We start from the raw sequence: 19,372 nt of genomic DNA, 5'->3' as shown, positions 1-19,372 counted from the left end.
CCTTCTTTGCATCTACGGAGTTTGCATCACCTTTTGCGCGCTCCGTGGAGATTTTGAGTGGTTAGTGCTTCAACTTTAGGAGGAGTTGCCATGAAGCGGTTTGCGTGGGGTCGTTGGGTTTTGGTTGGGTATTTCTTGATCGGGCTGCTGTACGCGGTTTATGCGAACAACTGGGGGGATGAGCCCTACCGGAGTTTTGCGTATCACCTGGGTCAGGGGTTGGTGTGGCCGGTGGTGGTCTTGCCGGGTCTGGGCAAGTTCATCGGGGGCTTGCTGATCGTGGCCATGGTGGCGTTTGTGATGGCCAGTTGAGCACTAGGAAGGAGCGAGTGCCATGGCGTTCTTGGCTCAGCTGATTCTGGGGTGTTTGATGGTCTACCTGTTCTTTGCCTCGCTGGGCTTCTGGTTCGGGCTGGGAGTGATCGTGCTCTGGCTGCTGATTGGGATGGCCGATAGTGGCAAGCGGTGAGGGGCTTTGAGTTGGGAACAGAACGATGAGCGCGCCTGGAGGGCTGGGCGTGCGTTTTTTTACACAAGGAGGGGTTATGCGATTCGGAATGACGGGGGCGCAGCTAGTGGGTCTGCAAAGCTGGATCCGTGGGTCCAGGGGTGTGATCACAGCAATCACGTTGGGAGCCGCATTGGCTTTGGCCGGGTGTTCTGGCTCCAAGACTGAAAGGATGATGGTCAAGGGCTGTACCGATGGAGGTAGTAGCAAGAAGACCTGTCAGTGCGCGGTGGACAAGATGGGTGAGCGCTACGACCTCAAGAACCTGGATGAGTTTGCGGAGAGCCGGGGTGGGATTCCGCTGCAGACCCTGCAGGCAGATTTTGCGAAGGCTTTGATCGAGTGTGTTGAGAAACACGGGCGCTGATCTGGCGCGGAAAGGAGCTATGCAATGAAGACAACAAGAAATAAGCAGGTTCAAGATGTTGGAACGAAAGCAATTCCTAGGCACCTCCAGGGAGTTACCTGCCCTGCCCTATTGCTAGCTGGCGGCCTTTTGTGTGCGTTGCTGGTGCAAGGCGCATGGGCGCAGTCACCACAGCCGGAGACTTCGGCTTGCGTGCGGCCGCTGAGCAAGGAGGTGAAGAACCGTACGGTGTTTGTAGGCACGCGGGTATTTGAGACTGCTGTGCCGTACGAGGACACCAAGCCCAAGATGATCCTGATGAAGGGGTTTACCTTGCGGGTGGTGGGGCGGTTTCAGGAGTGGGTGCAGTTGAAGGGAGTCCATGACGCCGAGTTTGGTCCGAACTCCACCCTCGGGTGGGTTCACGAGTCAGAGCTCGTCAAGGTAAACATGGAGTTGTGCAGGCTGGGGTGAGGCCTGGCGAATGTGGCGTTGGCCACTACTTGTTGAAGGGGACTAGGCTGTGGCCTGGTCCCTTTTTTATTGTGGCTTCTTTTTTTGGTCTGTGACCCGTCCTAAATGAGGTTGACACCTTTCTGTTCATCGGAAAGGAAAGTCAAATGGATCAATGGGTTAAGAGAACGCAGAAGGACTACACGCTGGCCTTTAAGCTGGCGGTGGTGGATCAGGTAGAAAGAGGGGAGCTGACGTACGGGCAAGCTCAGGAGCGCTACGGTATCCAAGGGGCCTCGACCGTATTGGTCTGGCTGCGCAAGCATGGCCGCCAAGACTGGAAGACTGCATCATCGGGCTCCAAAGGAGCCGTATCCATGCAAGAGCCAGTCAAGCCGCTGACACCCGAGCAGCGCATCAAGGAGCTGGAAGTGCAGCTGAAGCAGGCGCAGGAGAAAGCGCAGTTCTTCGAGGCGGTGGTCCATGTGCTTAAGCGCGATCATGGGGTAACCGTCACAAAAAAGCCTGCTGGCAAGTCCTCCAAGAAAAGCTTGTCCAAGGGCTGAGCGTTGTGAGGGCTTGCCAGTACATGGGTATCAGCCGGCAGGCGCATTACAAGGCCCTGACCTGTCAGCGGCTGCGAGATGAGCAACGGGCCAGCGTGGTGGCCATGGTCGATGAGAAGCGGCGGCAACAGCCGCGCATCGGCACACGCAAGCTGCACTTCATCCTGAAGGCGCCGCTGCAGCACGCGGGCATCAAGCTCGGTCGTGATGCTTTGTTCGACCTCCTGCGTCACGAACGGATGCTGGTCTTGCCCAAGCGGTCGTACCACAAGACAACTAACAGCCACCATCGCTTCCGGCGTCATCCCAACCTGCTCAAAGAGGCCGCGACCAAGGTGGCGCCTAGCGGCTGCGAACAGCTGTGGGTGGCCGATATTACGTACCTGCCTACCAAAGAAAAGCCTGCTTACCTGAGCCTGGTAACGGATGCCTATTCCCGCAAGATCGTGGGCTGGCACGTACATGAAGGGCTGGAAACTGCCCAGGTCAGTCAGGCGCTGAAAATGGCCCTGCGCTACAGGCAGACCAGCCAGCGACTGGTGCACCACTCCGATCGGGGCATCCAGGGTGGATTCAACCGGTCGTCGCAACACCGGGTTGAGCTGCGGATTTTAGGTAGTCATTCAAAGCCTCAGCTGGTGTCCTCCAGCCCAAGGTTTTGCGTGGTCTGTTGTTCAAGGTGGTGGCCACGGCCTGGAGCTCTTGCTCGCCCCATCGGCATAGGTCAGTCCCTTTGGGAAAGTACTGCCGCAGGAGACCGTTCGTGTTTTCGTTGGTGCCGCGCTGCCAGGGACTGTGCGGATCGGCGAAGAAGACCTTCACGCCAGACTCTATGGTGAACCGCGCGTGGTCCGACAGTTCCTTGCCGCGATCCCAGGTCAATGATTGGCGCAGTTGCCCAGGCAACGTGGCCACTGTTCGCTTGAGCGCATTGGCCATAGTAACGGCGCCATATCCTGCAAGCGGGGGACCGTTCTTTGTCCGGGGAGTCAGTCCGTAACCTGCCTCACGAGGCAGATGCACGAGCATGGTGAATCGGGTTGATCGCTCTACCAGCGTGCCAATGGCAGACCTGTCCAGGCCGATGATCAGATCGCCCTCCCAGTGACCAGGAACGGCACGGTCATCCGCCTCTGCAGGCCGGCTGGAGATCATCACGTCTTCGCTGACATGCGCCCATGCCTGGGCCTGGGCTCTGGCCCGTGGCATGCGCAGTGCACGGCCTCTGCGCAGATAGCTCACCAGCTCGCGCTTGAGGGCACCTCGGCCCTGGATGTAGAGCGCCTGGTAGATGGCTTCGTGGGAGATGCGCATGGACAGATCATCAGGGAAGTCGACTCGCAAGCGCTGAGCAATCTGCTCTGGTGACCAGCCCTGCACCCACTTGCGGTCTCCACGGTGGGGCTTGTTGCGCCCGATAAATGGTGCCTGCTGCGGACCGGCAACTTCACGACCTTGGGCGTCAAGAATCTTGCCCTCCAGGTGATCCTGGACATACTGCCGCAGCTGCGGGTTCATGACCAGCTTCACGGGCTTGGGCCTCTTGGCTACGAGCTCAGCCTTCCACTGCGCAACGGATGCCCGGTAGTCGAGCTTGCCGCCGCGCGTGGCAGCGTTGCGGGTCAGCTCCCGCGAAACGGTTGATGGGCTGCGCCCCAAGCGGCGGGCTATCTCCCGCACACCAACATCTTGTGCCCGCAGGAGGGCGATCTCTTCTCGTTCGCCAAATGACAGATATCTTGCTGACACCGGCTTCGACATGAACAATGGCATGCCGCCACGATGACGGAACCAGCGCGTACCCACTGGCTGGGAGACGCCAACGGCCTCTGCTGCCTTCTCGCTTGTTATTCCAGTGGCAATCTGCTTCCAGAACTGTCGCTCCACTTCTCGCCGAAGCGACGGCGCGCCTGGCGAACGCATCGCTCCTCGTCCTGTCAACTTCAGCATCCACCCTGCGGGTCGTCCCATAAACACCTCCATGATTAGGGTGTTGCGACGACCGGTTGAATCCACCCAGTACTGTTCGGCGGAGTACCAGCGCATCCATGCTCGCCATGCGATCACCTGCTCGATGACCGATGGGTACGACTGCTACCAGAATGCCTTGGCGGAACGGGTCAACGGCATCCTGAAGATGGAATTCCTGCTGCACCGCCCCGCAAACCTGGAGCAAGCCAGGACCATGGTGAGGGAGTCAGTGCGCATGTACAACGAGCAACGGCCCCACCTGTCCCTAGAATACAAAACGCCCGATGCGGTGCACCGGGCGTCTCTTGCAAGCCAACTGCGGCTAGGGCTCAGTCTCGCATAGGTGTCAACCTATTCCAGGACGGGTCACTGAGCAGATGTGAACGCAGCTCGGGGGGTGGCGCTGATGGTCGTCCCACACAAGATAAGAAGCGAGGGCTTCCAGTGGGAGGTGATTTCTTTGGATGGGATGAAGCGAACGAATGCAGCTGAAAAATGGTCAATACGGCTGCTTCAGGCTGGTTGCGGTCGTTCAGTATGAGCTGGCGAATGACCGGTTCGGCTAGAAGCGGAAATATGCCAACTCACCTAACCTGTGATTGGATGTGAGCACCATCGCCCGTGGGAGCGTAGTTGTGCGGCCGCCGGGGCGACTGAACTGTCGACTAGATTTCAGTCTGCTCAGATATTTCAAGCGCATCATCTACCTCGATGCCAAGATAGCGCACAGTGGACTCAAGCTTGGAGTGACCAAGAAGAAGTTGCACAGCGCGCAAGTTCTTTGTTCGCCGGTAGATCAGCGTTGCCTTGGTTCTTCGCATAGAGTGCGTGCCATATTCTGCTGGGTCAAGACCGAGCTCCTCCACCCAGCCACCTAGTATCCGCGCATACTGTCGTGTCCCCAAGTGCGGTGAGCCATGGATACGGCTCGGGAAGAGAAAGTCATCGGACTTAAGCCCTGCGACCTTGATCCACTTCTGCACAGCTTCACGGGCAGCTGCAGTGATTTCAAATTGGACGGGGCGTTGAGTCTTGTGCTGCATCACGACAGCGCGAGATGCAACTTGCTCACCGTGGCAGATGTCCCGAACTTTGAGGGCGACGAGGTCACAACCACGAAGCTTGCTGTCGATGCCAAGGTTGAAGAGAGCAAGCTCGCGAACGCGATTTTCTATCTGAAGGCGCACGCGCAGAGCCCAGATATCTTTGAGCTTGAAAGGAGCTTTCTGACCGACAAGCTTGCCCTTGTTCCAAGGCTCATAGCGAGGGGTGTTGACTTCGGATCCCATGATGGTCTCCCTTCGAGTTGAGGGGAGAAGACGATGCTCCTGATCGAATTCAAAGTCTTTGCTTCTGCTCAACTAGCTTGCTGACTCGCAATCAGCATTGGCCGACTGTCTGCTCAGTATTCCGGTGGACGCGCGTGTCTGCCGGACCGCGTCGAGTGGTGCTCCACAATTCTTGGCAACTTTCTGCAGTATCCGGGAAGACTGAATTTGGATAGGCCGATGACCGCGATTCCCGAAAGCTGACTATCCTCTCCTTGCCGAGCAACCGACCACTGTCCTTACTGCCTGACCTTGACGAACTTCAGGGTTCATCAAGCAAGAGAATATCACCACGAGGATTCATGACGAAATCACCTGCACCATGAAGCGTGAACTTTTGCGTCTCCCTGCCTTGCGCGGTGGCTTTCTCGCCCTCCTGGCGGCGGTTCTTTTCGGCATCAGCACGCCTGCGGTCCAGAGACTGGGTGCAGGGCTGGGGGCGTTCACGACGGCCGCGCTTCTATACGCAGGAGCAGCTGTGGTCGGAGCCTTGTCCTTGCGAACCGCAGCCCATGAGGCAAGGTTGCAGAGATCCGACGCCTGGCGTCTCTTAGCTATGGCGGGGATCGGTGCGGCCCTGGGCCCGGTCGCCCTGGCCTGGGGCCTGCAGTACACGAGCGGGGCCAGCGCATCGCTGATGCTTACGTTGGAGGCGCTATTTACCGCCACGCTGGCCTGGTGGCTGTACAGCGAAACCATGGACCGCCGCGTGTGGGCCGCCATGCTCTTGCTGCTCGCAGGAGGAATGGCGCTCGTTCTGGACCAGGGCCTGCAAGGGGGCGTGCAGTTGCTGGGACTGCTTGCCGTGCTGCTGGCCACGGTCGCCTGGGGGGTGGACAACACCTTGTCCCGTGGGCTGGCTGAGCGCGACCCCAGCCAGGTGGTGATGGCCAAGGCCACCTTGGGAGCCGCTGCGACGGCAGCATTGGCTGTTTCGACGGGTGAGCCCTTGCCGTCGTTGTATGCGGCACTCGGGCTTCTCGCCGTTGGCGCCACGGGCTACGGCCTGAGCCTGCGCTTTTACCTTCTGGCCCAGAGGGCGTTTGGCGCGGCGCGGACGGGCTCAGTGTTCGCCTTTGCCCCCTTCATTGGCGCTGCCGTGGCTCTCGGCCTCGGGGACCGCTCTGCGGGATGGTTGATGCTGCTGGGCGGCATATTGATGCTGGCGGGAGTGGCACTGCACTTGGCGGAAAGCCATGGTCACGAGCACACACACGAAGTGCTGGAGCATGAACATGCTCACCGGCACGACGATGGGCACCATTCACATGTGCACGATGTTATGCCGAAGAGCAGCCACAGTCACAAGCACACCCATGACCCTATGACCCACGCTCACCCCCACGCACCAGATGTGCACCATCAGCACGTTCACAGAACCTCTTGAGTCGGCCTGATTGCGATGGACATACGCGGTCTGCATCTGACAGGATCTGTTGTCGGATCTGGCGCTCGTCCTTACCTCTTCCAAGAACGCAGCAGCAACGCATTGGTCACCACACTCACGCTGCTGAGGGCCATAGCTGCTCCCGCCACCATGGGATTCAACAGTCCAAATGCAGCCAAGGGGATCCCGACCACGTTGTACGCGAATGCCCAGAAAAGGTTCTGACGGATCTTTGCGTACGTGCGCCGAGAGATGTCGATGGCATCTGCGATCAACGCGGGGTCACCATGCATCAGCGTGATCCCCGCAGCATGCATGGCCACGTCGGTGCCCGTGGACATGGCAATTCCCACATTCGCCGCAGCCAGAGCGGGCGCGTCGTTGATGCCGTCACCCACCATCGCAACGTGCCTGCCACCTGACTTGAGCTGCGCCACGATATCCGCCTTGCCTTCCGGCAGCACATCAGCACGAACCTGATCGATGCCCAACGCGCTGGCTACTGCGCTTGCGCTTCCCTTGTTGTCCCCGGTGACCAAGACGGTCTGGATGCCCAGAGCATGCAGTTGGGCAATGGCCTGTTGTGAGCTGGGCTTCACTGTGTCTCCAAATGCCAATAAACCCATCACTTCTGGCGCATCGGTCACGTCAGCCAACCAGGATACTGTGCGGCCCTCTTGTTGCATCTGTACTGCAGCCCCGGTCAGACTGGCCATGTTGACATCCAACTCCTCCATGTAACGTGTACTCCCGAGGCGGATCTGGCGTCCTTTGATGACAGCAGACATGCCTCTGCCAGCTACCGCTGTGACCTCAGTGGCACGAGGAACGGTCACACCCTGGGTGCGTGCAGCGTCCATCACGGCCTTGGCCAGTGGATGCTCGCTGCCGTTCTGAATGGCCGCAGCAAACGGCAGTAACTGATCCTGGAGGCCTTCGGCAGGCATCGCAGCCGTCAAAGTGGGCTTCCCCTCGGTCAGGGTGCCGGTCTTGTCGAACGCCACGGTGTCGATGTGGTGGGCAACCTCCAGTGCTTCTGCATCCTTGATCAGAATACCGTGGCGTGCTGCAACGCCGGTGCCCGCCATGATCGCGGTGGGAGTAGCCAAACCCAGCGCACAAGGGCACGCAATGACAAGTACCGCGACAGCATTGAGGATCGCCTGTTCCCAGTTGCCAGTGGCAAAGCCCCAGCCCATCAGTGTGATGGCAGCAAGGCCGAGCACCACGGGCACAAAGACCGCACTCACTTCATCCACAATCCGCTGGATGGGAGCCTTCTTCGCCTGCGCCGACTCAACCATCCGCACGATGCGCGACAGAGTTGACTCTGCGCCTATCGCAGTCGTCCGTACCAACAACAAGCCCTCCGCGTTCACGGAGCCTCCCGTCACCTTGTCACCGACGTGCTTCGCCACAGGCAGGCTCTCCCCGGTGATCAATGACTCATCCACCTGGCTTGCGCCTTCGATCACCGAGCCGTCTACCGGGACTCTCTCCCCTGGGCGGACAACCACCGTATCACCTACTTTCACGCGTGAGAGTGGTAGATCAATGTCACCGGCATCAGTGCGCACACGTGCAATTTCTGGGCGCAGCGCATGCAGCGCCCGGATCGCTTCGGTGGTTTGTCGCTTGGCTCGGGCTTCCAGCCACTTCCCGAGGAGCACTAGCGTGACAATGACAGAGGAGGCTTCAAAGTACAGGTGGGGTGTGCCGTGCTCAGCGTGCTTGACCAGCAGGTACAGGCTCAAACCGAACCCGGCCGACGTACCCAATGCGACCAGCAGATCCATGTTGCCTGCGCCTGCACGAAGAGCCTTCCAGCCAGCGCGGTAGAACCTCGCGCCCAGCCAGAACTGCACAGGCGTGGCCAGGGCCAGTTGAATCCAGCCGTTGAGTGTCCAGTCTTGACCGAACAGCATGCCAAGCATGGGCAATACCAGGGGGAAGGACAGACCAGCGGCTAGAGCGACAGGCCACCAGGGCGCCGACTGCTTGTCGTGTTCAGTGGGAGTGTTCGTATCCGCCACCTGCGCCTCATAGCCCGCCTTTACAACGGCGGCTACCAGGCGTTCGGGAGGCAATCCTGCATCGAAACGAACCTGCGCACGCTCCGTGGCTAGATTGACTTCCGCATGCTTGACGCCTGGTACACCCTTCAGCGCTTTTTCGACACGTCCCACGCACGACGCGCAGGTCATCCCACCGATCAAAAGCTCCACGGACTCTTCCGCTATTGCGTATCCAGCCTTTTCGACAGCCGCAGCCAAGGCCGGGACCGGCACCGTGGAGGCGGCAACCACGGAGGCGCGCTCAGTAGCAATATTCACGGTCACCTCACGGACCCCAGGGACGGCTTTGAGGGCCTTTTCAACCCGTCCAACGCAAGAGCCGCAGGTCATGCCAAGTATCGGAAGATTCAGGAGTGCGATAGATAGTGAGGCGGACGGCCCCGCTTCATGGGCAGAGGTGTTCATAGTAATCTCCATGTGGTGTTCAACTCCGGCGTTAGCCGGCAGAGTTCGAACTTTCAGGGTTGACATGATGGGAGACGCAAGCGAGCCGCCGCTCCTTGTTTGGATATCTATCTGGCCACTTGACCTTGCCCCAGTGGCAAACCGGAGACTGAAAGCCTCTTAACTTTTTCCAAGAGGCGAAAAATGCATGAATTCCAACTCCCCGACATGACCTGCGGACACTGTGCTGGGATGGTGAGCCAGACGCTTCAGATGACAGACCCTGAATGTAAAGTGCAGGTGGACATGTCCAAACGCATGGTCACTGTGCAAAGCGCGGAAGATCGCAAGACACTGGTCGAGGCGCTGACCGAGGCTGGATATCCGCCCGCCTGATCTAGGCTTTACAAAACGTAGTATTCGGAGCGCTTGACATTGACACGGTGGTAAGGGCCAAAGTCCTTGCTACCGTGTTATTCCATTGCACAGGAGCATCCATGACCACACTCATGAACATCGGCGAAGCGGCCAAAGCGGCAGGTGTATCGGCCAAGATGATCCGCCACTACGAGCAAACAGGTTTGTTGCCAGAAGCTGAGCGCAGTGAGTCTGGCTATCGAAAATACGGTGAGCGCGAAGTTTCGGTACTGCGTTTCATCCGCCAGTCGCGCCGCCTCGGGTTCTCCATGCCCCAGATTGCGGAGTTGATCGGCCAATGGGGTGACACGCACCGCACCAGTCGGCAGGTAAAGGCGATTGCGGAGCGCCATCTGGCGGATCTGGAGGAGAAGCTGCGGGAGATTATCGAGATGAAATCAGCCTTGGAGCAGTTGGTTTCTGTGTGCGCTGGCGACGACCACTCGAACTGCGCAATTCTTGACAACCTGGCGGCGGACAGTCCCTCGAAGCCCAACCACAACGCAAGTTTCGTCAAGCCGACTCGGCGCGGAGCCAAGGTTTCCAGAGCGCACTCTGGTGTGACCGACACGCCGACGAACAGCCATCTAGACCTTATGACGTGGATGCGCGGAGTCCACGTACATCGGAGCGGGCACTGAACTAGGCCCTGAGGGGGGCTTGCGAAGCCATCACCTTGCACCACGATTGCGGCCCGCCCGTACTTGGGTGGGCCACGCTTGTGGCCCACCCGTTTGCATTACTTAGGCGTGGAGCCCGGAGTGGCTTCCTTGTGCGGCATGGCTTCACGCGCATTGGCCTTTTCCTGACCACGGGCTTCGGCCTTGCTGGTGTCGGCGATGCCAGAGCCTTCACCCCGCGCCGTACTGCCATCCTTGGTCCGCTTCACACCGGTCGCAGGACGGGCCTTTTTGTGTTCCTCGCCATGCGCTTGCGCCTTGGAGTTGGTGTAGGGCGTGGCCTCTTGGGTGTCGCCAGCGGCGAATGCGGACGATGCGGCGGTCATGGCCAGGGCGATAAGGAGAGTTCTCATGATTTTTCCTTGGTAGGTTGACGTGCGAACAGAAGAACGCCCCCTTTTCTTGAGGGCGTATCGAGACACTTTTTGCGCTTACTTGGCAGGCTCGATGGCGGTGACCACCATCTTTCCGCCCTCGTTGATCACCATGAAGCGGATCTTGTCGCCGACCTGCGCCTTGTCGAGCAGGGCCTTGTCCTTGGCAGCAAACACCATGGTCATCCCCGGCATCTCCAAGTGCTTGATGTCGCCATGCTTGATGGTGATCTTGCCGGCGTCCTTGTCGATCTTGCGCACCTCTCCATCGGTCATGGAGGCTGCGGTCGTGGATGCGGCTTTTCCGGCGTCTCCAGCGGCCTGCGCCACGGCCGACAGCGGCATGAGAGTGACCAGCGACAACATAGCGCCGATCAATAAAGTGTTTGCGTTTTTCATACGAGCTCCTTGTTCAATTGCGTGCAGGGATTCCCCGATTACTTCTTGACCACCGTGACCTGGCCCTTCATGCCTGCGTCGTAGTGGCCTGGGTACAGGCAGGCGAACTTCACTTCGCCAGCCTTGGTGAACTGCCAGATGATTTCGCCTTGCTTGCCGGGGGCCAGCGACACCTTGCTGGGCTCGTCATGCTCCATGTCCGGGAACTTCTTCATCGTCTCGTAGTGCTCCTTGAGTTCGGCATCGGTGCCCAGGCTGAACTCATGCTTGACCTGGCCACTGTTCTTGATCACGAACTTGACCGTTTCGCCCTGCTTGACGGAGATCGCGGCGGGCGTGAAGCGCATGGTGTCAGCCATGTCCACGTTGATTGTGCGACTGACTTTGGAGGCTTTGCCTGGTTCGCCGATGGCTGACTCCTCGCTTCCATGGCCGTGACCGCCGCTGTGGGTACCGCCCGCAAAGCTGTTGAAGGACAGGGCCACCAGGGCGGAGGCGGCGATCAGGGAAAGAGTGCGTTTCATAGTTACCTTGGGTTGTGGATGAGGAAAGGAGGCGATCAGTGGCCGCTGTGCGAAGACGGCTTTTTGACCTTGACGACAGTGTCCGAACTGGACTTCTCTTTGCGGGGCATGGACTGGCCGCCCTCGGCTTTGAAGCGGGCAGGCTCCGCCATCGGACCGGTGTACTCATACGCCACCGTGCCCTCCGGGTTTTTGTACCAACCCGGGTTCTTGTAGTCGCCTGGCTTCTGGTCGCGGCGCACCTTCAGGACACTGAACATGCCACCCATCTCCACCGAGCCGAAGGGGCCTTCCCCGGTCATCATGGGGACGGTGTTGTCCGGAATAGGCATCTCCATCTCGGTCATGTCCGCCATGCCCCGTTCGCCCATGACCATGTAGTCGGGAATCAGGTTGTTGATCTTCTTGGCCACGCCCCGGTGGTCTACGCCAATCATGGTGGGAATGTCGTGACCCATTGCGTTCATGGTGTGGTGGCTCTTGTGGCAGTGGAATGCCCAGTCACCTTCTTCGTCCGCGAGGAACTCGATCTGGCGCATCTGGCCCACGGCCACGTCGGTGGTCACTTCATAGAGACGGGTGCTCTTGGGTGTAGGACCACCATCCGTGCCCGTCACCAAAAACTCGTGACCGTGCAAGTGCATGGGGTGGTTGGTCATGGTGAGATTGCCGATGCGAATACGCACCTTGTCATTGAGCCGGACGTTCAAGGAGTCGATGCCAGGAAAGATGCGGCTGTTCCATGTCCACAGATTGAAGTTCGTCATCTCTGCAACCTTGGGTGTCGCGGCCCCGGGCTCAATGTCGTAGGCACTGAGCAGGAAGCAAAAGTCTCGATTCACTTCATCAATCAGCGGATGCTTGGTCTTTGGATGCGTGATCCAAAAGCCCATCATGCCCATGGCCATCTGGGTCATCTCATCGGCGTGCGGGTGGTACATGAAGGTACCTGGACGGCGCGCCACGAATTCGTAGACGAAGGTCTTGCCCGACTGGATTGCGGGCTGGTTCAATCCCGCCACACCGTCCATGCCATTGGGCAAACGCTGTCCATGCCAGTGGATGCTGGTGTGCTCGGGCAGCTTGTTGGTCACAAAAATGCGAACGCGGTCGCCTTCCACCACTTCAATGGTGGGACCAGGACTCTGGCCGTTGTATCCCCACAGGTGGGCCTTGAAGCCAGGGGCCATTTCGCGCACAACGGGTTCTGCCACCAGGTGGAACTCCTTGACCCCCTGGTTCATGCGCCAGGGCAGCGTCCAGCCGTTGAGCGTGACCACCGGGTTGTAGGGGCGCCCGGAGTTGGGCACCAGCGGCGCCATGGTGTCTGCGCTTGTCTGGTACACGGGTTCTGGCAGTGCGGCCATTGCCACGCGGCTCACACTCGCTGCGGCCACGGCCCCTCCGGCAATGCCAGCAAACCGGAAAAAATCTCTTCTTGAATTCATGTTGGTTTCCTTGAGGGGATCAGTGGCCTGCACCGGCTTCGGCAGCGGCTGCGCCACCGCCCGAGACGCCAGCGCTGGTGGGCTTGCCGATGAGAGAGGCCTGAAGGGCGGCGTCCGCCAGCCAGAACTGCTGTTCGGCGTTCAGGGCCGCCATCACCGAGTTCACCTGGTCGCGGGAGTCGGCAAGCAACTCGAAAACGCTGATCAGCATCCCGTTGTAGCGAAGCTGGTTTTCTTCGGAGATGGTTTTTCGCAGGGGAATCACCTCGTCGCGGTGGTGACGCGCGATGTCATATGCAGTGCGGTACGCGGAGTAGCTCTCCCTAAGGTTCGAACCCGCCGCGCGTGCGGTTGCTTCCAGGCGGTTGGCCGCAGCCAGGGTCTGCGCATTCATGGCGTCGCGCCGCATTCCACCCCAGTCGAAGATCGGCAGCTGCAGGCTGATCTCGAAGCCGCGCCGCGTGGAGTGGGTGTTCTCGGCGGCATCAAAGACAGAGTCGCGCCGCACGCCCAACTCGATGTCTGTGAAGGTCGTGATCCTGTTCCAGCCTTGCGCGCGTGCAGCTGCGTCGTAGTCAGCCTTCGCGATCTGCAGATCCAGCCGCCCCTTGGATGCCTGACGGCCCGCGTCCGATGGGGACAGCGGCTCCTTGGGCAGTGTGGGCAGGCGCTCAGGCAACTTGAGCTGTTGGGCTTGGCTGTCGTCCAGACCCAGCAGCCGGACCAGTTCCTCACGGGCTGCCGTGACTTGGTGCTGGGCACTGGCCAGCTGGGTCGCTGTGTCGGCATAGAACGCTTGCTGGCGTGCACGGTCAAGCTTGTTGAAATTGCCCACCGCCTGCATGCGCTTGGCCAGTTCGGCACTGGCTTGGGCGCTGGCGACGACCTGTTGGGTGTAGGCCAGCGTTTGTTGCGCGGCAACGGCGCGTACCCATGCCTGACGTACCTGCGTGACTTGGTCCACTACCTCGCTGCTCAGGCGCAACTGGGTCTGCTTGATGCGCTGCTCGGCGATGCCTTTGCGCGTCGGCAAGGTCAGCAGGTCCAGCAGCCCGAAGGACAGGAGGCGGCCGATCTCCGTCTCGCTGCCCAGGCGAACGCGCTCCAGGCTCAGGATGGGGTTGGCGATGCGGCCGGACTGGGCTGCCGTGGAAGCGTCCGCCCAGTTTTGAGCCACGATGGCCTGCAGGGATGGGCTATTGACGAGTGCGAGTTGAACGGCATCCTTCTGACTGAGCGGCTTGGCCAGCAGATCCGAAGCGCGCTGGCGCAAGGCGTCCCGCTCGCTCTGGTCCCGGGCCAAGGTAAGCTGGCCGTCCGTGAAACCGCTTGCGGCTGTATTGGCGCTGGTGACGTTCTGCTCCAGATTCACGCTGGCGCAACCAGACAAGACCGCCACTGCGGCCACGGCGATCACGAGTTTGGCGCGGGGCGTGTGCAAGGGGCGGTTCATTGTTTGCCCCCGTGGTGTGCGTCATGGCCCTGCGCGGGTTGGTCCTGGCCGGTTGTGGGTGCCGTCTGGCGAATTTCCTTGGCATAGGTGCGCCAGCCTCCGATCTCGCCCACCTTGTCATTGGCCGCTTTCCAGGGCTGGACGGATTGCTCTTTGTAGGCTTCGTAGCCCGAGAGGGCTGATCGGTACGAAAGCTGATAGTCCACCTTGGCGGATTCGCCCTCTGGCATCTGAGCCAGAGCCAGGGACGGCGCTATTAGCGCGGCGGCTAGCCAGGGGGTTGATATAGGTCTTGAAAGCCAGGAAATTTTCATAGGTTCACCATGCGTTCTTGATGCAACGCATTGTGTGATCCCAAGGCTTCCGCCGACATAACGGCTTAATTACATCTTTGTCATCTGAAAGAAAGCCCGCGATCTGCAGGCACACTTGCCGTCATTCGCAGACAGGGAGATCCCGTGAAGATATTGATCGTCGAGGATGAAATCAAAACCGGCGAATACCTGCGCCAAGGCTTGCGTGAGGCAGGGTTCAACGCCGATCTGGTTCACAACGGAGTCGATGGCCTGCATCTGGCCCAGGAAGGTGACTACGACCTGGTGATCCTGGATGTGATGCTTCCTGGGATGGATGGCTGGCAGGTGCTCACCAATCTGCGTCGCCGGGGCCTGGAGATGCCCGTACTGTTTCTCACGGCCAAGGATCAGGTGCAAGACCGGATCAAAGGGTTGGAACTGGGGGCGGACGACTACCTGGTCAAACCGTTTTCCTTTGCCGAGCTATTGGCGCGAGCGCGCACCATCCTCAGGCGTGGTCGCAATGGCACCGAGGTGACGGTCCTCCAGGTGGCCGATCTAGAACTAGACCTCTTGCGGCGGCGAGTCAGCAGATCTGGCAAACGCATCGACCTCACGGCCAAGGAGTTCGGACTCCTGGAGCTGCTGATGCGCCGCCAAGGGGAAGTTCTGCCGCGCTCTCTGATCGCGTCGCAGGTGTGGGATATGAATTTCGACAGCGATTCCAACGTGATCGAGGTGGCGATGCGCAGGCTTCGGGCCAAGATTGACGATGCCTATGACGCCAAGCTGATCCAGACGGTGCGAGGCATGGGGTATGTGCTTGAAGCGCCGCAGGAGCGTGCGTGAAAGCCCGGTACTCGCTCACGACACGGCTGACGGTCTTTTTTACTTTGGCTTCCGGGCTGGTGCTAATTGGACTGGGAACTCTCGTGGCGATTTCCATTGACCGGCATTTCGTGGAGCTTGACCGCGATGCACTGCGTGACAAGGTTCACCTGACGCGTGAGGTCATCGGCAAATCGAAGTCGCCGCAGGATCTGAAGACGCGGCTGGATGACGTTTTGCACAGCCATGAGGGCCTCTTCGTCACCGTGCTTCGCAATGGTCAATCGCTGTACTCGACGGAAGACTTTGAGTTTCCTGCGGACTTGAGCGTGCGGACCCAGCATTCCCGCTTGGGGGTCGCCTCGTGGCGAATCAAGGACCGTGAGTACCGGGGAATGTCCGAAGCCGTGACGCTGCCTGATTCCGCAGAGCCGCCGCTGCAGGTCTGGGTGGCCGTGGACATTGCTCACCACAAGCACTTCATGTACGAATTGATTTGGGTACTTGTGAGCTACGTGGCATTGGCAACGCTGGTGGCTGGGATCCTGGGCTGGTGGGCCGCAAAGAATGGCTTGGCCCCCCTTCGCGCCATGCGGTCCCGCGCCATGGCCATCACGGCACAGCGACTGGACGAGCGGATGCCAACCCAGGAGTTTCCGGTGGAGATGGCCGACCTGGCGACCACCCTCAACGAGATGCTCCGGCGCTTGAAGGAGGAGTTCGACCGCCTGTCCGAGTTTTCTTCGGACCTGGCTCACGAGCTGCGTACGCCGATCAACAATCTGATGACACAGACGCAGGTCACACTCAGCCAGGCTCGCTCCTCTGAGGAGTACCAGGACATACTGGCCTCCAACGCCGAGGAGTACCAGCGCCTGGCCCGCATGGTGGCTGACATGTTGTTCCTGGCCAAGGCTGACCACGGTCTCATTCTTCCCAGCACGGAAAGAATCGCGGTCCATGATGAAGCTCAGGCTTTGTTTGACTTCTACGAGGCCTTGGCAGAAGAGAAGCAAGTCCGACTGCAATTGATCGGGACGGCGGAGATCACAGGCGACCGGTTGATGTTGCGCCGGGCGCTCAGCAATCTCCTGTCCAACGCCATTCGCTACACCCCACCAGGCGAGCTGGTGGTCGTGGACATCCAGGGGGGCCTGCACGGAACCACCGTGGACGTCGTCAACACTGGACCTTCCATCGAGGCGCAGATGATCCCCCGCCTGTTCGACCGCTTCTTTAGGGCGGACAAGTCGCGCAAGCAGCTGGACTCGGACGGAGCGGGGTTGGGCTTGTCCATTACCCAGGCGATTGTTCACGCACACCGGGGACGGATTTCTGTGAGTTCGGCGGATGGCAGGACTTGTTTTTCGATGTATTTCCCCAGTGCACAGAGCATTGGCAAGCACCTCACGACAGATGCATGACCCCCTGGCAACCCTCATAGACTGCTGGAAGGCAGACCCGAGCAGCACCTATAACACCTGGTTCCTGTGGGATCAGAGGATCAAGAACTTCCGCTCCATCCGCCGAGGCATCGCGCAGGTGGTGCAGGACATACGGGGCGGAACGTTTGGCAACGCCTACCGAGGATCCTCGCTGGAGACGATCGTGGGTTCCGTGGCAGAGCAGCGCCAGATTTTCAAGGGAGCGGACCACGCGTTCCTCTGGAAACCCAAGCTGCGGATTCCGGACATCTACGAGAACGCGAGCAACCAGCTCGCCTTCGCAGATCTTCTTCACACTTGCGATCACTGCGACTGCGCAGAAGACGTGGTGGCCGCCATACAGCGCATTGATGCGATTGGCATCAAAGGCTTGGGCCCAGCAGTCGCCAACTTGCTGTATTTCATCCACCCAACGCTGGTCTCCCCCTTCAACACGGCCATCGTCAATGGTTTCAACGCGGTGACCGGGGGGCGCGTGAAGCTCGGACGCTGGGACCACTATCTCTCGATGCGAGAAGGCTTGCTGCGCCTGAACGCGCAGTACCGGCTGAAACTGTCGAATGATCTGGGCGCGATTGCAGGACTCATGTTTGACATTGGCAGTGGCCGATATGCAGCGCCGCCACAAGCAATGGATGCAGCGGCGACAGCTCTCTGGCAAGAAGACCTTGAACGTGTGCGCCAGGAATCCACCGCATTGCAACGGGAACTGTCCCAAGCGACCGAGAGTGATGCGACCCACACGGGTGTCCAGGCCTCGCTGCGCGACCTGGGCAAGGCGCTCGGATTTGAGGTCTGGATCGCGTCCAACGACCGGGGCCGCGCCTATGGCGGGGGGTTGCTGGGAGATGGATGCATGGCGCAGTTGCCCGCCAGCCTGGACCGAGGACTGGAGTCCGTGCGACTGATCGATGTTGTATGGGTTGATCCCCAGACCTCGCAATTCGCCGCCGCATTCGAAGTCGAACACACCACGTCCATCTATTCGGGCATCGTACGCATGCTCGATCTGGCCCTGGGCACGCCGGTTGCAGGCAACTGCGCCCTGTTTCTGGTGGCTCCAGACAATCGCAGAGACAAGGTCGCTGAGCAACTTCAAAGGCCCGCCTTCTCCAGGGTGTCGGAGCTGGGGATCCGTTATCTGCCCTACAGCCAGCTGGAGCAGAACCACGCCTCCATGAGTCGCTTTGGGTCCAGCATCAAGCCGCTGCTGGAGATTTCGCAGCGGCTGTGAGCCACGGCTATTTCGTGCGGCGCGCTTCGCTGCGCTCGGCTCTTTGGGCCCCAGGGATGCGGCGACCCACGGCGATGTCGGCAAGATGAAGTTTCTGTTATCCCGAACGGTGGGATTGACGGGTGGCGCCTTGCGTTGCGAAAGCTACAGATCGAACTCCAATCTCTACGATTGGGCGTTGCCTCGGTACAGATTTCGAGGCAGAACTTCGCAAACTCTTCGCCCCAGAAAGCCTCGGCATGAACGTCACGACAAAGCCATTGGATGCACTATTGCCTGTCAGTTCGCTGGGAAACTCTGTGCCCAAAGCACCGAGCATCCAGGGAGGCGGTTTTCTGGACGCGATGAAGCAGGCGCTTTCAACCACAAGCCAGTTGCAGAGTGAGTCTGGTCGCCTAAGCCGCGAGGTCACATTCGGCAATCCCACGGTCAGTCTTGAAGAAACGATGCTCGCTGGAGTCAAGTCGAACATCGCGTTTCAGGCCACGCTTCAGAGCCGCAACCGCATTGTTCAGGCCTACACCGATGTGATGAACATGCAGGTCTGATGCTCGGAGGTCGGAGCAATGCAAAAGCAGATGTCGCACGCACTTGCTGCTGGCACCGCAGACGTGCATGGCGAGCCAACTGGAGATGGGCCTGTTTCGAAAGACCCCTCCAGATCAGCAGCCGACCGCCCGGAGAACCTGTTTAGAACCCAGGGGCCTTGGTGGATTCGTCCGAGGTGGCGGCCACAGCTGCATGGTGCGCTGCGTGGTAGCGGTCAGGATAGATTTCATTGAGCTTGCGGCCGTCTTCGCCCACAGCGATGATTTCTCCTTCGCGGATGGCGCGTGCCAACTCACTCTTGACTTGTTCCCGCGTCTTCAACGACTTGCCTGCCACGATCGGATAGCGACCAGACATCAACTCATTGCGTTTGACTCCGAATTCACCGGCCACCATGATGTCACCCGTACGGATAGCCTGCTCCAATTCTTCCCGCACTTGCTCGCGGGATTTGCTAGCCTGAGTCGAAGTAGTCGAGCGATAGGCTCCCGGGTTGATTTGCTTGAGAGTCATCCCCGAGTCGCCAGGGGCAAGCATCTCGCCGTTTTGCTGAGCCTGCGCCAATTCAGCCAGTACTTGTTCGCGCGTCTTGCTGACCGTTTGGTCTGATGCGAACGCGGGAGCTGCGATGAGGGAAAGGATGATGAGCGTGGACTTGAGTTTCATGATGGGGTTTCCTTTTTGGATAAATGGTGATGGTTGAAGTG

21 protein-coding genes and 2 pseudogenes are annotated in these 19,372 nt (G+C 59.6%); 13 read left to right on the top strand and 10 right to left on the bottom strand.

Annotation, left to right across the window (positions count from 1 at the left end; genetic code table 11):
- The first annotated feature begins 90 nt into the window (after nt 1-90).
- From ASG27_RS19600 to ASG27_RS27680, 5 genes and pseudogenes are all read left to right on the top strand, one after another.
- A complete protein-coding gene (locus tag ASG27_RS19600) occupies nt 91-312 on the top strand; it encodes a hypothetical protein (protein ID WP_056419655.1) in 222 nt (73 codons plus the stop codon).
- Nucleotides 313-334: 22 nt separating this feature from the next.
- Nucleotides 335-469, top strand: coding sequence for a hypothetical protein (locus ASG27_RS27800; RefSeq protein WP_268753247.1), 135 nt, complete (start codon nt 335-337; stop codon nt 467-469).
- Between the two features lie 142 nt (nt 470-611).
- On the top strand, nt 612-875 hold the full coding sequence (locus tag ASG27_RS19595) for a hypothetical protein (protein ID WP_156388145.1): 264 nt from the start codon (nt 612-614) through the stop codon (nt 873-875).
- Between the two features lie 24 nt (nt 876-899).
- The gene (locus tag ASG27_RS26940) at nt 900-1,328 is read left to right on the top strand and encodes a hypothetical protein (RefSeq protein WP_156371541.1); all 429 of its coding nucleotides are present in this window, start codon (nt 900-902) and stop codon (nt 1,326-1,328) included.
- Between the two features lie 146 nt (nt 1,329-1,474).
- Nucleotides 1,475-2,439 (top strand): annotated as a pseudogene (locus ASG27_RS27680) (IS3 family transposase); the annotation flags it as partial.
- A gap of 7 nt (nt 2,440-2,446) precedes the next feature.
- Here the strand turns inward: ASG27_RS27680 and ASG27_RS19580 are convergent.
- On the bottom strand, nt 2,447-3,823 hold the full coding sequence (locus ASG27_RS19580; RefSeq protein WP_082493288.1) for an IS30 family transposase: 1,377 nt from the start codon (nt 3,821-3,823) through the stop codon (nt 2,447-2,449).
- 67 nt (nt 3,824-3,890) lie between these two features.
- Here ASG27_RS19580 and ASG27_RS19575 point away from each other — a divergent pair.
- A pseudogene (locus ASG27_RS19575) lies at nt 3,891-4,187 on the top strand (integrase core domain-containing protein); the annotation flags it as partial.
- A 322-nt stretch (nt 4,188-4,509) separates the two neighbouring features.
- On the opposite strand, the gene ASG27_RS26135 reads toward ASG27_RS19575, so the two are convergent.
- Nucleotides 4,510-5,133, bottom strand: coding sequence for a tyrosine-type recombinase/integrase (locus ASG27_RS26135; RefSeq protein WP_082493247.1), 624 nt, complete (start codon nt 5,131-5,133; stop codon nt 4,510-4,512).
- 361 nt (nt 5,134-5,494) lie between these two features.
- On the opposite strand from ASG27_RS26135, the gene ASG27_RS19565 reads away from it, so the two are divergent.
- Nucleotides 5,495-6,559, top strand: a complete 1,065-nt coding sequence (locus ASG27_RS19565) for a DMT family transporter (protein ID WP_056419640.1) — start codon at nt 5,495-5,497, stop codon at nt 6,557-6,559.
- 71 nt (nt 6,560-6,630) lie between these two features.
- Here the strand turns inward: ASG27_RS19565 and ASG27_RS19560 are convergent, their stop codons facing one another.
- Nucleotides 6,631-9,039, bottom strand: a complete 2,409-nt coding sequence (locus ASG27_RS19560) for a heavy metal translocating P-type ATPase (RefSeq protein ID WP_056419913.1) — start codon at nt 9,037-9,039, stop codon at nt 6,631-6,633.
- A gap of 183 nt (nt 9,040-9,222) precedes the next feature.
- Here ASG27_RS19560 and ASG27_RS19555 point away from each other — a divergent pair, with 183 nt between their 5' ends.
- Nucleotides 9,223-9,414 (top strand): heavy-metal-associated domain-containing protein, encoded by a 192-nt coding sequence (locus ASG27_RS19555; protein ID WP_056419638.1) that lies wholly within the window; start codon nt 9,223-9,225, stop codon nt 9,412-9,414.
- 101 nt (nt 9,415-9,515) lie between these two features.
- Complete coding sequence (gene cueR, locus ASG27_RS19550) at nt 9,516-10,076, top strand: Cu(I)-responsive transcriptional regulator (RefSeq protein WP_063459138.1); 561 nt, start codon at nt 9,516-9,518, stop codon at nt 10,074-10,076.
- A 98-nt stretch (nt 10,077-10,174) separates the two neighbouring features.
- Here cueR and ASG27_RS19545 read toward each other — a convergent pair whose 3' ends face one another.
- From ASG27_RS19545 to ASG27_RS19520, 6 genes are all read right to left on the bottom strand, one after another.
- Nucleotides 10,175-10,468 carry a hypothetical protein gene (locus tag ASG27_RS19545; RefSeq protein ID WP_131798401.1) on the bottom strand — a complete coding sequence of 98 codons (294 nt, stop codon included), beginning with the start codon at nt 10,466-10,468 and terminating at the stop codon, nt 10,175-10,177.
- Between the two features lie 78 nt (nt 10,469-10,546).
- Nucleotides 10,547-10,888, bottom strand: a complete 342-nt coding sequence (locus ASG27_RS19540; RefSeq protein ID WP_056419633.1) for a copper-binding protein — start codon at nt 10,886-10,888, stop codon at nt 10,547-10,549.
- 38 nt (nt 10,889-10,926) lie between these two features.
- Nucleotides 10,927-11,412 (bottom strand): cupredoxin domain-containing protein, encoded by a 486-nt coding sequence (locus ASG27_RS19535; protein WP_056419630.1) that lies wholly within the window; start codon nt 11,410-11,412, stop codon nt 10,927-10,929.
- Nucleotides 11,413-11,447: 35 nt separating this feature from the next.
- Nucleotides 11,448-12,860 carry a multicopper oxidase family protein gene (locus ASG27_RS19530; RefSeq protein ID WP_056419910.1) on the bottom strand — a complete coding sequence of 471 codons (1,413 nt, stop codon included), beginning with the start codon at nt 12,858-12,860 and terminating at the stop codon, nt 11,448-11,450.
- 19 nt (nt 12,861-12,879) lie between these two features.
- Nucleotides 12,880-14,313: a TolC family protein gene (locus ASG27_RS19525; RefSeq protein WP_056419627.1), complete on the bottom strand. Its 1,434-nt coding sequence runs from the start codon at nt 14,311-14,313 to the stop codon at nt 12,880-12,882.
- Nucleotides 14,310-14,627, bottom strand: coding sequence for a hypothetical protein (locus ASG27_RS19520; RefSeq protein WP_015012919.1), 318 nt, complete (start codon nt 14,625-14,627; stop codon nt 14,310-14,312). The genes ASG27_RS19525 and ASG27_RS19520 overlap by 4 nt, the downstream gene beginning before the upstream one ends.
- Nucleotides 14,628-14,771: 144 nt before the next feature.
- On the opposite strand from ASG27_RS19520, the gene ASG27_RS19515 reads away from it, so the two are divergent.
- From ASG27_RS19515 to fliE, 4 genes are all read left to right on the top strand, one after another.
- Nucleotides 14,772-15,458 (top strand): heavy metal response regulator transcription factor, encoded by a 687-nt coding sequence (locus ASG27_RS19515; protein WP_015012920.1) that lies wholly within the window; start codon nt 14,772-14,774, stop codon nt 15,456-15,458.
- Nucleotides 15,455-16,861, top strand: coding sequence for a heavy metal sensor histidine kinase (locus ASG27_RS19510; RefSeq protein ID WP_056419624.1), 1,407 nt, complete (start codon nt 15,455-15,457; stop codon nt 16,859-16,861). Before ASG27_RS19515 ends, ASG27_RS19510 begins: the two co-directional genes overlap by 4 nt.
- Entirely contained in the window at nt 16,854-18,116 is a 1,263-nt protein-coding gene (locus ASG27_RS19505) for a hypothetical protein (RefSeq protein ID WP_056419621.1), read from the top strand. The genes ASG27_RS19510 and ASG27_RS19505 overlap by 8 nt, the downstream gene beginning before the upstream one ends.
- 239 nt (nt 18,117-18,355) lie before the next feature.
- The gene (gene fliE / locus ASG27_RS19500) at nt 18,356-18,664 is read left to right on the top strand and encodes a flagellar hook-basal body complex protein FliE (protein WP_015012923.1); all 309 of its coding nucleotides are present in this window, start codon (nt 18,356-18,358) and stop codon (nt 18,662-18,664) included.
- Between the two features lie 142 nt (nt 18,665-18,806).
- On the opposite strand, the gene ASG27_RS19495 is transcribed toward fliE, so the two are convergent.
- Nucleotides 18,807-19,331, bottom strand: coding sequence for a DUF4148 domain-containing protein (locus ASG27_RS19495; protein ID WP_056419619.1), 525 nt, complete (start codon nt 19,329-19,331; stop codon nt 18,807-18,809).
- Nucleotides 19,332-19,372 lie beyond the last annotated feature (41 nt).

Source organism: Acidovorax sp. Leaf191, assembly GCF_001424425.1.
Classification (GTDB): Bacteria; Pseudomonadota; Gammaproteobacteria; order Burkholderiales; family Burkholderiaceae_C; genus Acidovorax.
The sequence above is the reverse complement of the archived record's forward strand: the minus strand, read 5'-3'. Positions and strand labels throughout refer to the sequence as shown.

Bases quoted from the DNA above. Each gene is read 5' to 3' on its own strand.
- ASG27_RS19600 (WP_056419655.1), top strand. From the start codon at position 91: ATGAAGCGGTTTGCGTGGGGTCGTTGGGTTTTGGTTGGGTATTTCTTG.
- ASG27_RS27800 (WP_268753247.1), top strand. From the start codon at position 335: ATGGCGTTCTTGGCTCAGCTGATTCTGGGGTGTTTGATGGTCTACCTG.
- ASG27_RS26940 (WP_156371541.1), top strand. From the start codon at position 900: ATGAAGACAACAAGAAATAAGCAGGTTCAAGATGTTGGAACGAAAGCA.
- ASG27_RS19580 (WP_082493288.1), bottom strand. From the start codon at position 3,823: ATGCTGAAGTTGACAGGACGAGGAGCGATGCGTTCGCCAGGCGCGCCG.
- ASG27_RS26135 (WP_082493247.1), bottom strand. From the start codon at position 5,133: ATGGGATCCGAAGTCAACACCCCTCGCTATGAGCCTTGGAACAAGGGC.
- ASG27_RS19565 (WP_056419640.1), top strand. From the start codon at position 5,495: ATGAAGCGTGAACTTTTGCGTCTCCCTGCCTTGCGCGGTGGCTTTCTC.
- ASG27_RS19560 (WP_056419913.1), bottom strand. From the start codon at position 9,039: ATGAACACCTCTGCCCATGAAGCGGGGCCGTCCGCCTCACTATCTATC.
- ASG27_RS19555 (WP_056419638.1), top strand. From the start codon at position 9,223: ATGCATGAATTCCAACTCCCCGACATGACCTGCGGACACTGTGCTGGG.
- cueR (WP_063459138.1), top strand. From the start codon at position 9,516: ATGACCACACTCATGAACATCGGCGAAGCGGCCAAAGCGGCAGGTGTA.
- ASG27_RS19545 (WP_131798401.1), bottom strand. From the start codon at position 10,468: ATGAGAACTCTCCTTATCGCCCTGGCCATGACCGCCGCATCGTCCGCA.
- ASG27_RS19540 (WP_056419633.1), bottom strand. From the start codon at position 10,888: ATGAAAAACGCAAACACTTTATTGATCGGCGCTATGTTGTCGCTGGTC.
- ASG27_RS19535 (WP_056419630.1), bottom strand. From the start codon at position 11,412: ATGAAACGCACTCTTTCCCTGATCGCCGCCTCCGCCCTGGTGGCCCTG.
- ASG27_RS19530 (WP_056419910.1), bottom strand. From the start codon at position 12,860: ATGAATTCAAGAAGAGATTTTTTCCGGTTTGCTGGCATTGCCGGAGGG.
- ASG27_RS19525 (WP_056419627.1), bottom strand. From the start codon at position 14,313: ATGAACCGCCCCTTGCACACGCCCCGCGCCAAACTCGTGATCGCCGTG.
- ASG27_RS19520 (WP_015012919.1), bottom strand. From the start codon at position 14,627: ATGAAAATTTCCTGGCTTTCAAGACCTATATCAACCCCCTGGCTAGCC.
- ASG27_RS19505 (WP_056419621.1), top strand. From the start codon at position 16,854: ATGCATGACCCCCTGGCAACCCTCATAGACTGCTGGAAGGCAGACCCG.
- fliE (WP_015012923.1), top strand. From the start codon at position 18,356: ATGAACGTCACGACAAAGCCATTGGATGCACTATTGCCTGTCAGTTCG.
- ASG27_RS19495 (WP_056419619.1), bottom strand. From the start codon at position 19,331: ATGAAACTCAAGTCCACGCTCATCATCCTTTCCCTCATCGCAGCTCCC.